Source organism: Shewanella eurypsychrophilus, from assembly GCF_007004545.3.
In the GTDB taxonomy this organism is placed as follows: domain Bacteria; phylum Pseudomonadota; class Gammaproteobacteria; order Enterobacterales; family Shewanellaceae; genus Shewanella; species Shewanella eurypsychrophilus.
Genome location: NZ_CP045503.2, coordinates 2,394,758 through 2,409,278, shown reverse-complemented (window position 1 = coordinate 2,409,278; position 14,521 = coordinate 2,394,758). Strand labels below are relative to the sequence as shown.

Annotated in this window: 13 protein-coding genes; 5 read left to right on the top strand and 8 right to left on the bottom strand. The window is 40.5% G+C overall.

Going from position 1 to position 14,521, the window contains the following annotated elements; translation table 11 throughout:
* Positions 1–84: 84 nt before the first annotated feature.
* Complete coding sequence (locus FM038_RS10210) at positions 85–2,730, top strand: PAS domain-containing protein (protein WP_195873246.1); 2,646 nt, start codon at positions 85–87, stop codon at positions 2,728–2,730.
* A 94-nt stretch (positions 2,731–2,824) separates the two neighbouring features.
* Here the strand turns inward: FM038_RS10210 and FM038_RS10205 are convergent, their stop codons facing one another.
* The 8 genes from FM038_RS10205 to speA all read right to left on the bottom strand — a co-directional run bounded on the left by FM038_RS10205 (position 2,825) and on the right by speA (position 10,531).
* Positions 2,825–3,694: a putative ATP-dependent zinc protease gene (locus tag FM038_RS10205; RefSeq protein ID WP_142870776.1), complete on the bottom strand. Its 870-nt coding sequence runs from the start codon at positions 3,692–3,694 to the stop codon at positions 2,825–2,827.
* Positions 3,695–3,806: 112 nt separating this feature from the next.
* Positions 3,807–4,178, bottom strand: a complete 372-nt coding sequence (locus FM038_RS10200) for a SpoIIAA family protein (protein ID WP_142870777.1) — start codon at positions 4,176–4,178, stop codon at positions 3,807–3,809.
* 484 nt (positions 4,179–4,662) lie between these two features.
* Positions 4,663–5,016, bottom strand: coding sequence for a DUF3802 family protein (locus FM038_RS10195; protein WP_142870778.1), 354 nt, complete (start codon positions 5,014–5,016; stop codon positions 4,663–4,665).
* 124 nt (positions 5,017–5,140) lie between these two features.
* Entirely contained in the window at positions 5,141–5,716 is a 576-nt protein-coding gene (locus FM038_RS10190; RefSeq protein WP_142870779.1) for a YceI family protein, read from the bottom strand.
* 246 nt (positions 5,717–5,962) lie between these two features.
* On the bottom strand, positions 5,963–6,604 hold the full coding sequence (pdxH, locus tag FM038_RS10185; protein ID WP_142870780.1) for a pyridoxamine 5'-phosphate oxidase: 642 nt from the start codon (positions 6,602–6,604) through the stop codon (positions 5,963–5,965).
* A gap of 34 nt (positions 6,605–6,638) precedes the next feature.
* Positions 6,639–7,571, bottom strand: coding sequence for an agmatinase (gene speB / locus FM038_RS10180; RefSeq protein ID WP_195873245.1), 933 nt, complete (start codon positions 7,569–7,571; stop codon positions 6,639–6,641).
* Between the two features lie 23 nt (positions 7,572–7,594).
* Positions 7,595–8,518 carry an adenosylmethionine decarboxylase gene (locus FM038_RS10175; protein ID WP_142870781.1) on the bottom strand — a complete coding sequence of 308 codons (924 nt, stop codon included), beginning with the start codon at positions 8,516–8,518 and terminating at the stop codon, positions 7,595–7,597.
* Positions 8,519–8,617: 99 nt separating this feature from the next.
* Positions 8,618–10,531 carry a biosynthetic arginine decarboxylase gene (gene speA, locus FM038_RS10170; RefSeq protein WP_142870782.1) on the bottom strand — a complete coding sequence of 638 codons (1,914 nt, stop codon included), beginning with the start codon at positions 10,529–10,531 and terminating at the stop codon, positions 8,618–8,620.
* Between the two features lie 400 nt (positions 10,532–10,931).
* On the opposite strand from speA, the gene FM038_RS10165 reads away from it, so the two are divergent.
* The 4 genes from FM038_RS10165 to FM038_RS10150 all read left to right on the top strand — a co-directional run bounded on the left by FM038_RS10165 (position 10,932) and on the right by FM038_RS10150 (position 14,520).
* Positions 10,932–11,768 (top strand): CvfB family protein, encoded by an 837-nt coding sequence (locus FM038_RS10165; RefSeq protein ID WP_142870783.1) that lies wholly within the window; start codon positions 10,932–10,934, stop codon positions 11,766–11,768.
* Between the two features lie 131 nt (positions 11,769–11,899).
* Entirely contained in the window at positions 11,900–12,550 is a 651-nt protein-coding gene (locus FM038_RS10160; protein WP_142870784.1) for a YceH family protein, read from the top strand.
* A 231-nt stretch (positions 12,551–12,781) separates the two neighbouring features.
* Positions 12,782–13,624 carry an ABC transporter permease gene (locus tag FM038_RS10155; RefSeq protein ID WP_195873244.1) on the top strand — a complete coding sequence of 281 codons (843 nt, stop codon included), beginning with the start codon at positions 12,782–12,784 and terminating at the stop codon, positions 13,622–13,624.
* Complete coding sequence (locus tag FM038_RS10150; RefSeq protein ID WP_142870785.1) at positions 13,621–14,520, top strand: ABC transporter ATP-binding protein; 900 nt, start codon at positions 13,621–13,623, stop codon at positions 14,518–14,520. The genes FM038_RS10155 and FM038_RS10150 overlap by 4 nt, the downstream gene beginning before the upstream one ends.
* The last annotated feature ends 1 nt before the right edge of the window (position 14,521 follow it).

Here is a 14,521-nt window from a genome sequence, read left to right as displayed (position 1 = left end):
TAAACCTTTGTCATTTTCATCTATGGTAGAGGTTATCTCTGACCTGATACCTATTGGTATGTGAGCAAAAGGAAGTGTGCCCAAATGGTAAAAAATGGATCCGATGGCCTACCCTCTTTTCACACCCACTGGTTAAGCAGCCTGCCATTTAAATTTTCTATCGTACAGTTTTGTATTGCTGGGCTGATCATTACATCAAGTATCTGGCTGATTTTATCCATTGAAAAAAAACACCATCAGGAAACTCAACTTTCTTTAAGCCAAAACTTAGGCTTAACGATTGTTGCTCAGCTTCAACAAACGACATCAAAAATAGAAGCGTTAGCTGCGTCCTTGGGATCGATGGGTTCAACATATGCAGGATCGTCTGATCAGCTAAAAAAAATAGTGCCGGCTCTTCTCAATACTGATGGACAACAATTTCTGATAGAGGGTGGCGGTATATGGCCTGAACCCGGCGCCTTTGACGCGACAAAGCATAGAAACAGTTACTTCTGGGCTCGAGATAAACACAATAAATTTGAACTCATCAATGGCTATAACAATACCAATGGTTCAGGTTACCACTCTGAACTCTGGTATAAACCTACCCGTTTTTACCCTAAAGGTACCACTTATTGGTCTGACGCATATATTGACCCATATACCGATGAAACCTTGATAACGGCCTCTGTCCCTATGTGGTTAAAGCATGAGTTTATTGGCGTGTCTACGATTGATTTAGCCCTCTCCTCACTTAAAGCATTTTTTGAGAAATTAGCGCTACATCAAGGCTATTTATTTGCACTTGATGGCAATAATAATCTTTTAGCTCACCCTGCTGAATTTGACGAACTGGACACAGGTAAGCCATCACCTTATTTAAGTCATCCTTTTAGCCATTTTACCCAAGAGCAGCCAGCCTACATCTCACTGCAAAAAGAGATTGAGAAAATTGATGCGCTGTTTATTGCCAAAACAGATCAAGGCAAAAATTATGACAAAACACAATTAGAAGCACTATTACAAACGGTAGACCCATCTAAACGCGCTAGGCTGTCAGCATTAATCAACGCGAATGCCCAAGGTATGTCACCTAACTCAGAACGCACCTCCAGCTTTGTATTAAACAATGATCCCCTACTTAAACAGCCTGTTTTAGTGTCTGTGTTTCACATGCCCAGAACATACTGGAAAATAATCTTAGTGACTCCACTCGGTGAGGTCGGTAACCAAGAACATGCCATTGCAGCTAAGATAGGTATCTTCCTGCTCTTAAGTCAATTGATTGCACTCGTTATTCTCTTCATATTTCAACATCGACTTTTCATTAAGCCTATCTCAAGTATGGTGCAATCACTCCAGCAAGGAAATATCGCAAAGCTTGAGCTATCGGCCAATCAACGACAAGATGAAATAGGTCAATTAGCCAAAGCATTTACCTCTAGAAATCAACAGCTTGAAATAGCTTACGCCAGCCTAGATGCCAGTAACTTGGCCCTTGAGCAACAGCTCGAAATGCAAAAGCATGCTCAAGAACAGTTAAAAGCCCATAAAGATCAACTCAATGATTTATTAAATGCATCACAAAATCTTATCTGTATCAAAAACACTGAGGGTTTCTACAGTTTAGTTAATGATAAGTTTTGTGAAGTTCTGGGTATAGAAAGAGATAAAATCATAGGCGCTAAAGACAGAGATTTATTCCCTTCACACATTGCCGAGATTATCGCTAGCCATGATAGGATCGTTATCAATAATGAATCCCCCCAGAGTTTTGAGCAACCGATCCCAACTAATCAAGGAGAGATCACTTACCTTATCACTAAGTATCCCATTCAAGATCAGGAAGGCCAAATTATCGCTTTAGGCGCGATGGCTTTTGATGTCAGCAGTATCAAAGATATTAATGAAAAATTGACTCTACGCGGGGAAGAGCTCAGTAATCAACTGATCCATAGAGAGATGCAGATACAACACCTGCAGATGACATTAGATAAAGTAGAACAATCGAGCATCAGTATCGACAAGCACAAAGAGCAGTCACGTCGACTGCAAGATATTGGTATTCATAACCAAAGACTAATGCCTCAATTAATCGCCGAGCTGTTAAGGCAACAACTCGTAGAACATGAGCTCATCTTCACTAAACTACGCAGTAAAGGCGCACTGAATCAAGCAAAACTTGAGCAAGAGTTAACACAACTTATCACCCAGCAAACAGATAAACTACGCCACTTATTGTATCTAGTCGTTCCACAAAGCGAACAGATTAGATCTGTGCATATCAAACAATTTATAGAGCACCTATTAGCAGTTGTAGAGCCCCAGTTAGATGAACATCAGATACAGTGTCAGCTCAACTGTCCAGATCAGATGACACTTCAAATCTCACCTTGGACACTTTTGATACTCCTCTACAAGTTATTGCTTAATACTATCGAGCATGCTTTTGGTCAAGCGGCCATGGCTAATGACAAACAGAGTGCGAATAAGTTAGAAATAACAGTAGTTAAATATGAGCAATCACTACAGATTGTTATTAAAGATAATGGCGTGGGCCTCAGTCCGCTACAACTAGATGAACTGAATCAAAATATCCAAAGTAACAATGAGGGTTCATTAGCTGAACTCGCTTTATGGCTGAGAATGGAGTTTAACGGTGAGTTAACTGTTACCTCTGAAGCCGGGCAATATACCGAGGTAAAATGTGTAATGCATCTGTCTGAAGATACTAATGCACCCAGTTAGATTGATGCGATGCCTTTGAAATAGTATTTGATAATCTGGCTCGTAGATCACAGCACTCTTAGAGGAGATCGCCCTCTAAGAGAGTGAACACAAATTAGCGGTCAACATCAACCAGGTAGTGACCCTGTAACCAGTTACGACCGATCAGCAGTTTGTAGCTCATTCTACTACGATCTCTAAGGTTAACTTTAACCTTATACTCTGAACCTGGCTCACCAATGTTCAGTTCAACCATATAGCGAATCTCACTCCCTTGAGCATTACGGATCAAAGAGGTTTCTACTATTCTAGCCTTTACTTTATGAGCAACGCCTTTTTCATTTTCAGTCATAAAGGTCAGCATCTTGCCGACATTTTTCTCCATATCATCGACACCAGCTTCAACCTTTAAATCAACGGCATGAAGTGAGTTCTCTACAGCCCCTGTATCAATGCGGGTTTTAAACATCAGTCCGGTCTCCAGAATACTGATTGTTGCTACCGGCCCGATCAATTTTTTTTCAGATACATCAACGATATACTTTCCCTTCAACCAGTTTCGTCCAATCAGTAACTTGTAATCCATATGGCTTCGATCACGCAAGTTGACCATGACGCTACGTTCAGCACCATGAAAGCCAATATCCAGATTAACCATGTAACGAGTTTCTCGACCTTGAGAGTTACTTACTGTCGATGTCTTAACAATTGGAGCTGAAAGCCTTTGACGTTCGCCTGAACCATTCTCAGTGGTGAAATGGAGTGTCTTACCTATATTATCTTTCATATTTGAGGCACTTCCGCCCTCAACTTCGAGATCGAATGCATGTAATGAAGTATTAACAGCGCCAGTATCCATTCTTGCTTCATAAGATAATTGGGTATCTGCCACAGACATTACTGCTGTAGGCCCTATCATCGCTTTGTCTTGTGCAACCACTGATGTTGAGAGTAACAAGATACATAGACTTAATTTCTTGAGCATTATGTTTACTAACTCCGAATAATTTATTAACGCTGAAAAAAGGCCGACTCAAGAGCCGACCTACTGTTTTCTAACCATTAGTCACTGAACTTTCATACACTCTACGCAGTGATTAGCCGCTATTAGCCGCAATCCACTCTTCAGCTAAGTGACTATCAGCTTTATCAAAAATTTTTACTGGGCAAGGGATCATATACGACATAGCTTTAGCCATAGTCGTTATCCACTCACTGTCAGTAATGATGACAACTCTGGAAAAATCAGTCAAATGAAAAAAGCCTAACATAGCATCATCCCAGAGTGTCTCAACTGAGATACCTTTGAAACCATCATCAAATTCATACCAAAGCTTGATTGAAGCATGATCTTTTAATCTCCCTTCAATGGCAGGCAGTAGACGATTATCATAGTCATCGCCTGTTACCACCCCCGAGGCCTTTATTGCTACAGTATCGTGATTAAAGCCATCCAATATTTCTAGCATAATGCGCTCCTTGCATCGACCAAGAAAAATCAATAAATAAAATGAAAAACAAACAGGCTGAATAAGCAAAAAATACACAAACAATGAATTAAATTTTTTCCCAAATGAGTACCGGCTCTAAAGCATTTATAATGCCGAGTAAATTGTACCCCTAGCCAAACAAGTATAAACGGTACAAATGGAAGTGACACAACTAATGGAAAAAAACCCCAGCCTAAGTCTAAAGCGTTGATGCTGAAGATATGGATTGCCCACCAGAACATGAACAGGCCCAAATAGGCTGCAATGTGCTGATGATGCAATGAGCGAGTTAATGTGTTCAAATTAATATCCTAATGTTTGACTCTTTTAAACATTAGGCGTGGAATGATTTGACCACAAGATTAGAGATGTAAAAGACTGTAACTAAATATAAAAATCATTAATTGCGATATCTAATGATTAACATGTAAGTGATCAATACTTATTCTTGCTTACAAAAAGACTAAGCATCGATCATTTTAGCGATTTCTTGATCGAATAGATTTTTTATTAAACTTGAAAATTCGGTAATAAACAGAGTTTGTGCTGGCGTTGCGTTTCGATTGGCTACATTAGCTAGAATCTCTTCCAGATCATAGACGATGGCATCGATTTCACGGATCACTGTATTTCTCTGGGCGAAGCTCAGTGAAGGGTTTTGACCACATACCATGATAATCTGCGCCGATAACTGCTCTTCAAATAGCTCCATCACAGTATCATCTACAATCGAAACAGCATCTTTCGACTCAAACAGACCCAAATGTTCAGTGAGATACTGAATGAGATGCATATAACCGTCTTTATCTGTAACCATTTTTAACCCTAATCACCTAATCAATTAGAGCATGGTAGATACCATGCTCTCTGTCCAGTCTATAGAAATTATAGGATTATTAAACTAATTTATCATCAAGGCTAAATCAAAAGTACAAAAGTGTTTACTGGCTCAAGTTTAGTACGAAAGTGACAGGTACTGACTGACTGATAGAAGTCAATCCAGCAATTTCTCTTAATTTTTCAATACCTGCCGACAAGCCAAAATTTGCAGCATTAACAATAATAGCTTGTGTACTGACAACCAAAAGTTGCTTCTCGGAAAGTTTCGCCACAGTCACTGTGATTGGCATAGTTTGTTTTGTACCATGCATTTCTAACTCTGCGGATACATCCATGACACTTGTACCGCCAATAGGGATAGCCGCGACCTTAGCAAGATCGATACTTGAACTTAAAGACAGCGTAGGATACATGCCCACTTCGAACAACAGCTCCTTCATTCGAGTATCTCGGATCTCTATATTCGTCCACACGCTAGCCAGCTCAATGGTCAGTATAAATTTGCCGCTATCATCCATCTTTCCAGAAAAGCTGTTGAAACTATGTACTTCTGCAACATTCACTTTTTTAGTAGAGATAAAATTCACATTCGAATTTTTACTGTCTACAATCCAGGGAGTGGCTGATGCTGTCGCCCCAATAGCACACAGTAACATCCCTATTATTAGCTTATTCATACACACTCCTTTTTGATGGTATTTACACATTCAGAAAAAAATTAGCTAATAACAGTATATATATGAATGTACATAAGTAAATGCTGATAAATAAATGGTTTTTGACTGAAACTATATTCAAAAATAGTTTATGGGTGCTTAATAGGAGTGAAGCTGATAATTAAAAATGACAGTAACAGGTAGGCGATAGTTCATTAAAAAAGGCGAAATCTGCAAGTCAGATTTCACCCATACAGGACTCATATTTTAAGGTGCTAAGCGATCAATATCCCAATTACCTTGCTCTTTTGAGTAAATAAATCGATCGTGTAAGCGACGTTCGCCACCTTGCCAGAACTCTATACTTGTAGGCTTTACCACATAGCCGCCCCAAAACTTAGGTAATGGCACCTCTCCTTTACTGAATTTAGCCTTCATCTCAGCATACTTGCTCTCTAATGCTTGTCTTGCGGATATCTTACTCGACTGCTTAGAAACCCAAGCCGCTATCTGGCTCTCTTTTGGTCGAGTGATAAAATATTTCATGACTTCTGCTGTCGACAAACTTTGAGCTTCACCAGTAATGGCGACTTGCCGCTCTAAAGAGTGCCAAGGAAACAACAGACTCACTTTGGAGTTTACAGCGATGTGCTGTGATTTCCTGCTTTCTAAATTAGTAAAAAATACAAAGCCATTGGTATCAAATCGCTTCAAGAGTACGATTCTTTGAAATGGCTGTCCGTCGGCATCAACAGTAGCAACAGACATGGCCGTTGGATCACTTAACTGCTCACTGTCACGGGCTTGTTCCATCCACTTAGAAAATAACACCATAGGGTCTTCAGGAAGCTCATCTCTATGAAGTCCGCCTAAGGTATACTCGCGCCTGATATCACTCAGTTTTGACATTTATACGTTCCTACTCGCTCAACTTCTATTCTAGTTAGTTATTCGTTAATTTGTTTTTATCGGCCCATAAATGCAGCATTTCGAGGCCTAATGTCGCACCTGCGAGCGCTGTGATCTCAGCAGAATCATAGGCTGGTGCAACTTCAACCACATCCATGCCGACGATATTCATTCCACGAAGGCCGCGCAATATTTTCATTGCTTTATCACTGGTTAAACCGCCACAAACTGGCGTTCCTGTGCCAGGAGCGAAGGCTGGGTCTAAACAATCGATATCGAATGTCACGTACAAGGGCATATCGCCAACTCGGGCTTTAATTTGTGCAACAATATCTTCAGCCTTCATATCATTGGCAGTCGCGGCATCGATCACCTGAAACTCATGTGTTTCGCGATCATACTCAGTTCTAATCCCTACCTGAATCGAGTGTTCGGTCGAAATAATACCTTCTTTGGGGGCATGAAAAAACATAGTGCCATGATCGTACTTGCTGCCCTGACTGTAAGTGTCTGTATGAGCATCAAAGTGAAGCAAGGCCATCTTGCCGTGCTTTTTATAGTGCGCTCTTAACAGGGGGAGAGTCACAAAGTGATCCCCACCAAAACTGAGCATAGCTTTGCCCGCATCAAGAATAGCTGTAGCAAAGTCTTCGACTCTTTGAGTGAAATCAGCAGAATCGCCACAGTCGTAAACGAGATCGCCAGCATCGACAATTTTTAATGTGTCACACAATTTGAAATCCCATGGCCAACGAGTCTCTTCCCAAGCCAAGTTAATCGATGCTTGTCTTATCGCTCCCGGTCCCATTCGGCCACCAGAGCGGCCAGTAGTCGCCATATCAAAAGGTAAGCCTAACACGACTACATCAGCATCTGATGCAATAGGGTTGAAATCTAAAGGCTGTCTCAAATAGCCAAATGCATTGGAATACAAAGAATAATCTGGCTTATCTGTCATGGTGGTCATATGCTCTCCGACATCTCTAACGATTATAAAATTTCCGTAAAAGGAAGATCATGCTGCTGATGAATATGCTTAAAGTGCACATCGTAGCCATGTTCTGTAGTAATTGAGCAAGAATGTATACTCATGTCATTAGCCCACTCTGTCTCTAATAGTGGGCTACCAAAAGTAATTAAGTCACATCGCTCAGGTTTTAGCTTTTTAACAAATTGATGTAACAAATCAGCAGTTAACACATTATGATCTAAATTAGTTTCAATACTACAATAAGAGCTTTGCTCTTGAGGGGTAATATGAATAGTTAAATACTTATCCCCTTTTAGGCCATTAAGTGAATACCCAAATGGACTAAAAAGATGATCATCGAATTCAAAACCGTTAAACAATTGACTGAGTGCCAACGCAGCTCTTATCTCATCTTTGGTTTGCTTTGCTGAGCGAAAATACCCCGCCAATGCACCTGTTAAGTGATACATAAGAAATTCAGTGGTCGCCAGCGGCCTAAACGATTCATTAGTTTCAGAAATAAATAGATAATGATGATGGCTATCAAGATGCCCTATACGATAACCTTTACCTGCGATCGATTGCTTTATCTGATCCAAATCTTGCTGAAAGCTCCGAGTTTCAATCTGCAATTGATACTCATTTTTTCTCTGGTAAGTCGAATATTCTATAGCCTCTATACCCAACTTATCAATAAACAGTACTAATGCGTTTGGTAGCTGAGTCGAGCCACAGGTTAGCATTCTAATCCGGTCTTTCCAGACAAATAAGCTGGACTCACTTAATAAATAAGCATCGCAATCATCATTACCGATATGGGATATAATTTCTGCACCCGCACTGGCAACTAAGCTCTGCCAAAAGTCATAGGGCAAAAGCCTGAGTGAAGAAGAGCCTGATTTCATACCCAATTCGATAATCTTCTCAGAACCTTCAAACACCATATACTACTACCCTATTTACTAACAGCATGTTGTGACTAAGCCTTTTCGGCTCATCAATTACAGAGATAAAACCTTAAAAAAATATAGATAATCAACTGATTAAGTAAAGTCTTCTAAATAGGTATACCCTTTTAATCCAAGCTGCAATTCTTCTAAAATATTTGCCCGCTCAGATTCTTCAATGTGCATGTTAACTAGCTCTTCATAGGTTCGCATAAATGAAACGGCATCTAAATTCACATACCTAAGCACATCCGCCACAGTGTCGCCAGCCAGCACGGACTCTATATTTGTCAGTCCATTCTCATCAACTCTAACCACTGCCGAGTTAGTGTCACCAAATAGATTATGCATGTCGCCTAATATTTCCTGATAAGCACCCACAAGGAAGAAACCGATCAAATAAGGGCTTTCAGCACTCCAGGTTGGTACAGGCAACGTCGTTTCAATGCCCTGTCCGTCAACATACTGATCGATAGTGCCATCTGAATCACAAGTGATATCCAATATTACGGCGCGACGTTCAGGGGCCTTGTCGAGTCCTGATAGTGGCATCACAGGAAACACCTGATCGATTCCCCAAGCATCAGGCAAAGATTGGAACAGAGAGAAGTTAACAAAAAACTTATCGGCTAACTTTTCGTTGAGTTCATCGATAATAGGACGATGAAAACGATATTTACTGCTCATTACACCTTGTAGTTCATGACAGACTCGAAGGTTTACTTGCTCAGCCCATGCACGCTCTGAAAGAGATAACTGACCTAAAGCAAACAGAGAATGCACCTCAGTGAGGTCGCTTTGACAGTCATGATAAATTTCAATCAAAGCGCGTTGATCTGCACGACCACTCACCTCTACCCAAGATTGCCACATATTATGTAACAGTTGCGGTGCAGCTTCATCGGGAGCTTGAATAACTTCGGCCTTATAGGTTTCCGTACCTATCACATCAGAGATTAGCACGGCATGATGAGCCGTTAAATATCGTCCAGATTCAGATATGATCCGCGGCATAGGCTGCTCATATTCATTACAAATATCAGTTAATACACTCACAATATTGTTGGCATACTCAGTTAAACCATAATTCATTGAATTACTGCTTTGACTGCGGGTACCATCATAATCGACTGCTAATCCGCCGCCAACGTCAAAACATTTTACATTGGTACCAAGTTTTTGCAGTTCACAATAGAAACGGCCAGCTTCGCTGACTCCTTGACGAATATCCCTGATATTGGCAATTTGCGAACCTAGATGGAAATGCAATAACTGCAACGAATCCAACATATCATCATTTTTAAGTGAATCTATAACCGTCAGCACTTGAGCTGCTGATAGACCAAATTTAGATTTCTCACCACCACTGGCCTGCCACTTACCTTTCCCTTGAAATGCCAGACGTACACGTAAACCTAGTCTAGGGGTTACGCCTAGATTTTTAGCTTCTTGGAGTATGGTTTTAAGCTCAGACAGTTTCTCGAGTACGATATAAACCTTGTGACCTAATTTCTCTCCTATCAGTGCCAACCGGATATATTCAACATCCTTATAACCGTTACAGATAATGACAGAACTGGCTTTTTGAGCCATAGCTAATACAGCCATTAACTCAGGTTTACTGCCTGCTTCGAGTCCTAATTGAGGAACCTCTTTAGATTTCTGGCTTGCGAGGATCTCTTCGACTACGGTTTGCTGCTGATTCACTTTGATTGGATATACCAGCAGATAGTCAGATTCATATTGGTATTTTTGAATCGCCTGATTAAACGCATGACAGAGACTATTGACTCTATGGTGTAAAATCTGCGGAAATCTGATCAGCACAGGTAAAGCAACTCCTGATTTGACCATGCCTTTCGCTAATTCATTTAAACCTATACTAAATTGTGGGTTAGATTGATCCGGAGAAACTGTCACTTCTCCAGCATCACTTATCCCATAGAGTCCCTGACTCCAGTAATTAACGTTATACCCTGTGCGGGCATCATTAATAGACCAATCACTCATAACTTCGCTACCTATAAAAGAAATCTAAAAACAAAGGCACATATTCGCCTTTGTTATCTATAACCGTTGGGCAACATGGAAGTCACCACAAAGCCACTCTAACCTAAGTGTCATCATCTTTGTATCGGACATAAATGCCACTACAAGGTCATAAAAAATGGGGCGCAATTAAACACCCCAATAGTGACTTTTGCAAGTTAATTGTCACATTAAGATATAATTAATACGGCCCTAAAATCCAGACAAGATTAACATGCTATTGGTAATTTATAGACCCGTTGCTAATTTTTTCAATAAAATGTCCTAAGAGATTAAAATCACTTAAAGATTGTTAACGCTTTTTCCACTATAATCCTCAATCGAAGAAGATATTCTGCAACAGTTAGAAACAGAGAGTCACATGATACAAATAGGCAAAACCTGCACCCTTGAAGTCGTAAAGTTAGTCGACTTCGGTGTTTATCTCAATGCACAAGAGCTTGGTCAAGTATTACTACCGAGAAAAGTGGCACCTAAAGAGTGCAATATCGGCGATCAGGTCGACGTGTTTCTCTATCTCGACTCTGAAGATGTCGTGATTGCGACCACTAAGAAGCCATTGGCTCAAGTGGGGCAATTTGCCTATCTCCAGGCTGTTGCGACAGGGCCTTATGGTGCCTTTTTAGATTGGGGACTAGACAAAGATCTACTGTTACCCTTCGGTGAGCAACACAGAGAAATTGAAGAGGGTCGTTCATACCTCGTTTACATCTATACCAGCAATGTCGATGAGCGGATCGTAGCTTCATCAAAAGTGGATAAGTTCCTCGACAGAATACCACCACCTTACGATAAGGATGAAGCGGTCAACCTTATCATCGGCGGTACGACTGATTTAGGCTATAAAGCCATAATCAATCACAGTCACTGGGGTGTTATCTACAAAAACGAAGTATTTCGTACCTTAAGTTTCGGTCAGAAGGTCAAAGGGTTTATTAAGCAGGTTCGCAGTGATGATAAGATTGATCTGATCTTACAACAAGGCATCCAGCAAGAGTTTGATAAACATTCTACGACTATCATGTTTAAGCTAAAGCAAGCTAATGGCTTCTTACCTTTAAATGATAAAACTGACGCTGATACCATTTATGCCAAGCTGTCTATGAGCAAGAAAGCCTTTAAAAAGAGCATAGGTGGACTCTACAAGAGTAAACAGATCACCATAGATACTGATGGAATTAGAATCGTAGAGGATTAGTATTTTTCCTCAAGATTATAGATTGTTGACTAGTTATCATGCATTAAGTAGATAACCTATAGTTTGACTCTTTGATTAAAAGCATGACTCTGTTATAACAAAGTCATGCTTTTTTTTATGAGTAAAATACCATGAACCTATCACTCCACGAAGCAAGAATTATTGGTTGTCTTCTTGAAAAAGAAGTCACCACACCGGAACAATATCCATTGTCGCTTAACTCACTCACCTTGGCTTGTAATCAGAAATCGAGCCGAGAGCCAGTACTCGCTATGTCTGAGTCTGACACTCAAATAGCCATAGATTCTTTAATGAAACTCAGGTTTGTCACAGACCAATCAGGCTTTGGTTCCAGAGTCATTAAATATAAACATAGATTTTGTAATACTGAATTTAGCGATCTTCAGTTTAGTAAAGCCCAATTCGCTGTAATATGTTTATTGCTGCTTCGAGGCCCACAGACACCTGGCGAACTAAAGAGCAGAAGTGGCCGCTTATATCCGTTCGCTGATGTAAGTGAGGTCGACAAGACATTAGCTTCTTTAGCTCAAGCTGAGCCCCCTCTTGTAAAACAGCTTGCCAGGGAGCCAGGAAGAAGGGATTCTCGTTTTATCGGATTATTTTCAGATCAGGCCCATGAAACAAGCTCTGCACCAGTGTCGATACCTCTTGTTGCTAGCAATGTAACTCAACAAGAAAATCAAGATTTAACCGCTCGAGTGACCAAGCTTGAGCAAGAAGTTGCCCAATTAAAAGAGGCACTACACGATTTACTCAATTAATTGATATGTCAGTATTAACAATACTTGTTCTGCCGTTCATGTATGATTTTGGAAACCTGACAACACATATTTTTTGCTAACCATTCATGTATGATTTTGGAAACCTGGCAACACATATTTTTGTTATCCATTCATGTATGATTTTGGAAACCTGACAACACATATTTTTGTTATCCATTCATGTATGATTTTGGAAACCTGACAACACATATTTTTGTTAACCATTAAGGGATGATTTTGGAAGCGAACTTAAACAATGGCTTTGTGCGTAACACGCTCATTATTGCCAAATTTGAATTAAAAAAACTGTTATTTAATCCGAAAGGACTTATCGCGCTTACCGCTTTTGCACTGGTGTGGTTACTGATCTTACTTTACCCCATTAGAGGTGCATCAGATATCCTATTAAGCCAAGAGTTCAGGCAACTTATTACGAGTGTTTTTGGTGAGTCATCTGTTGATAAGCTCTTCCAATGGCAGGTCGCGGAGATGGCAATATTTTGGGTTGCGGCGCTGTATATTTTCCCTATGTTTAGCATCTTTGTCTCTGCCGATCAGTTTGCTTCAGACAAACAAAGAGGAACCTTCCGATTTTTGACCTTAAGAACCGGTAGGGACAGTTTATTCTTTGGCCGATTAATCGGTCATATGATGATCCAATCTTTGTTGCTATCACTGACCATTATAGCCAGTATTGTCTTAGCCCTGTCCCGCGATACAGGCTTACTCATGCCTGCATTAGGTTCCGGATTAATGGTCTTTATTAATCTATTGATTATCTTACTCCCCTATACTGCGCTCATGGCCCTACTCTCTTTATATGCCAGTTCAGCAAGGCAAGCGACTATCTACGCCATATTGCTCTGGGCGGTAAGCGCCATATTCTTAGCCATTATAAATAGCCAGTTTCCGGCTATCGGCGAGCTATTACAGTGGGTATTGCCAGGTGCGCAACTCAGTACAATGATAAATACTCAAGGTCTCTCAAGTCTAATGTACGCCCCTATTCCACTCATTCAGGCTGCGGTATTACTTTTCCTTGGCAGAAGTTATATGACAAGGAGTTCACTATGAGCCTTATTCAGTGCACAAATCTCAGTAAATCTTATGGCAGCAAGCTAGCGTTAAACAATGTATCTCTGACACTAAAAGCTGGGGCTCCTATCGCCTTAGTCGGCCCCAATGGCGCAGGTAAGACAACCTTGTTTAGCTTGTTATGTGGTTATTTACTGCCAAGTAATGGTAGTGTCACTATCATGGGCGAGACACCTGGTAGCAGGAAGTTACTGGGTAAGGTGTCATCACTACCACAAGATGCCACACTGGATCCTAATCTAAGCTTAATGACACAATTTATCTTATTTGGCACTTTGCAGGGACTTTCAAAAGCACAGGCGAAATCAGAAGGTGAGCGTGTACTGTCTTTGGTTGGTCTAAGTGATGTCACAGAACAAAAGCCCACAGCATTAAGCCATGGTATGAGCAAGCGAGCTTCAATTGCGCAAGCCTTGATTGGCTCACCTTCTCTGGTATTGCTCGACGAACCCACTGCAGGTTTAGATCCAGCAAATGCTAAGGTGGTCAGAGAATTGGTCAAATCGTTATCAGCAGATATTACCTTCGTGATCAGCTCTCATAACTTAGATGAACTCGAAAAGCTCTGTGATCAGGTACTCTATTTAGATCAAGGTGAATTGGGTCAATCTGTTTCTATGCAGGAAAATTTGCTTGATGAATACATCACGATTTCAATGCAGTCTAGTGATAGTGACACGCTCATTAAAGAGGTCGAAAAGATCATAGGTGTAAACTCTGTCATACCTAAACAGGATAATGAATTTCTAATTCACTACGCAATCAATGAGATTCAGGATATTGAAATCCAGCTTTTCACCCTATTTGCTCAACATGGCTGGAAATATAAAGCCCTGTTAAAAGGCAGAACCCTGGAAGATAAGCTATTTTCCTAGT

Coding starts and splice junctions, on each gene's coding strand:
- FM038_RS10210 (WP_195873246.1), top strand. CDS start 85: ATGGTAAAAAATGGATCCGATGGCCTACCCTCTTTTCACACCCACTGG.
- FM038_RS10205 (WP_142870776.1), bottom strand. CDS start 3,694: ATGCTCAAGAAATTAAGTCTATGTATCTTGTTACTCTCAACATCAGTG.
- FM038_RS10200 (WP_142870777.1), bottom strand. CDS start 4,178: ATGCTAGAAATATTGGATGGCTTTAATCACGATACTGTAGCAATAAAG.
- FM038_RS10195 (WP_142870778.1), bottom strand. CDS start 5,016: ATGGTTACAGATAAAGACGGTTATATGCATCTCATTCAGTATCTCACT.
- FM038_RS10190 (WP_142870779.1), bottom strand. CDS start 5,716: ATGAATAAGCTAATAATAGGGATGTTACTGTGTGCTATTGGGGCGACA.
- pdxH (WP_142870780.1), bottom strand. CDS start 6,604: ATGTCAAAACTGAGTGATATCAGGCGCGAGTATACCTTAGGCGGACTT.
- speB (WP_195873245.1), bottom strand. CDS start 7,571: ATGACCACCATGACAGATAAGCCAGATTATTCTTTGTATTCCAATGCA.
- FM038_RS10175 (WP_142870781.1), bottom strand. CDS start 8,518: ATGGTGTTTGAAGGTTCTGAGAAGATTATCGAATTGGGTATGAAATCA.
- speA (WP_142870782.1), bottom strand. CDS start 10,531: ATGAGTGATTGGTCTATTAATGATGCCCGCACAGGGTATAACGTTAAT.
- FM038_RS10165 (WP_142870783.1), top strand. CDS start 10,932: ATGATACAAATAGGCAAAACCTGCACCCTTGAAGTCGTAAAGTTAGTC.
- FM038_RS10160 (WP_142870784.1), top strand. CDS start 11,900: ATGAACCTATCACTCCACGAAGCAAGAATTATTGGTTGTCTTCTTGAA.
- FM038_RS10155 (WP_195873244.1), top strand. CDS start 12,782: ATGATTTTGGAAGCGAACTTAAACAATGGCTTTGTGCGTAACACGCTC.
- FM038_RS10150 (WP_142870785.1), top strand. CDS start 13,621: ATGAGCCTTATTCAGTGCACAAATCTCAGTAAATCTTATGGCAGCAAG.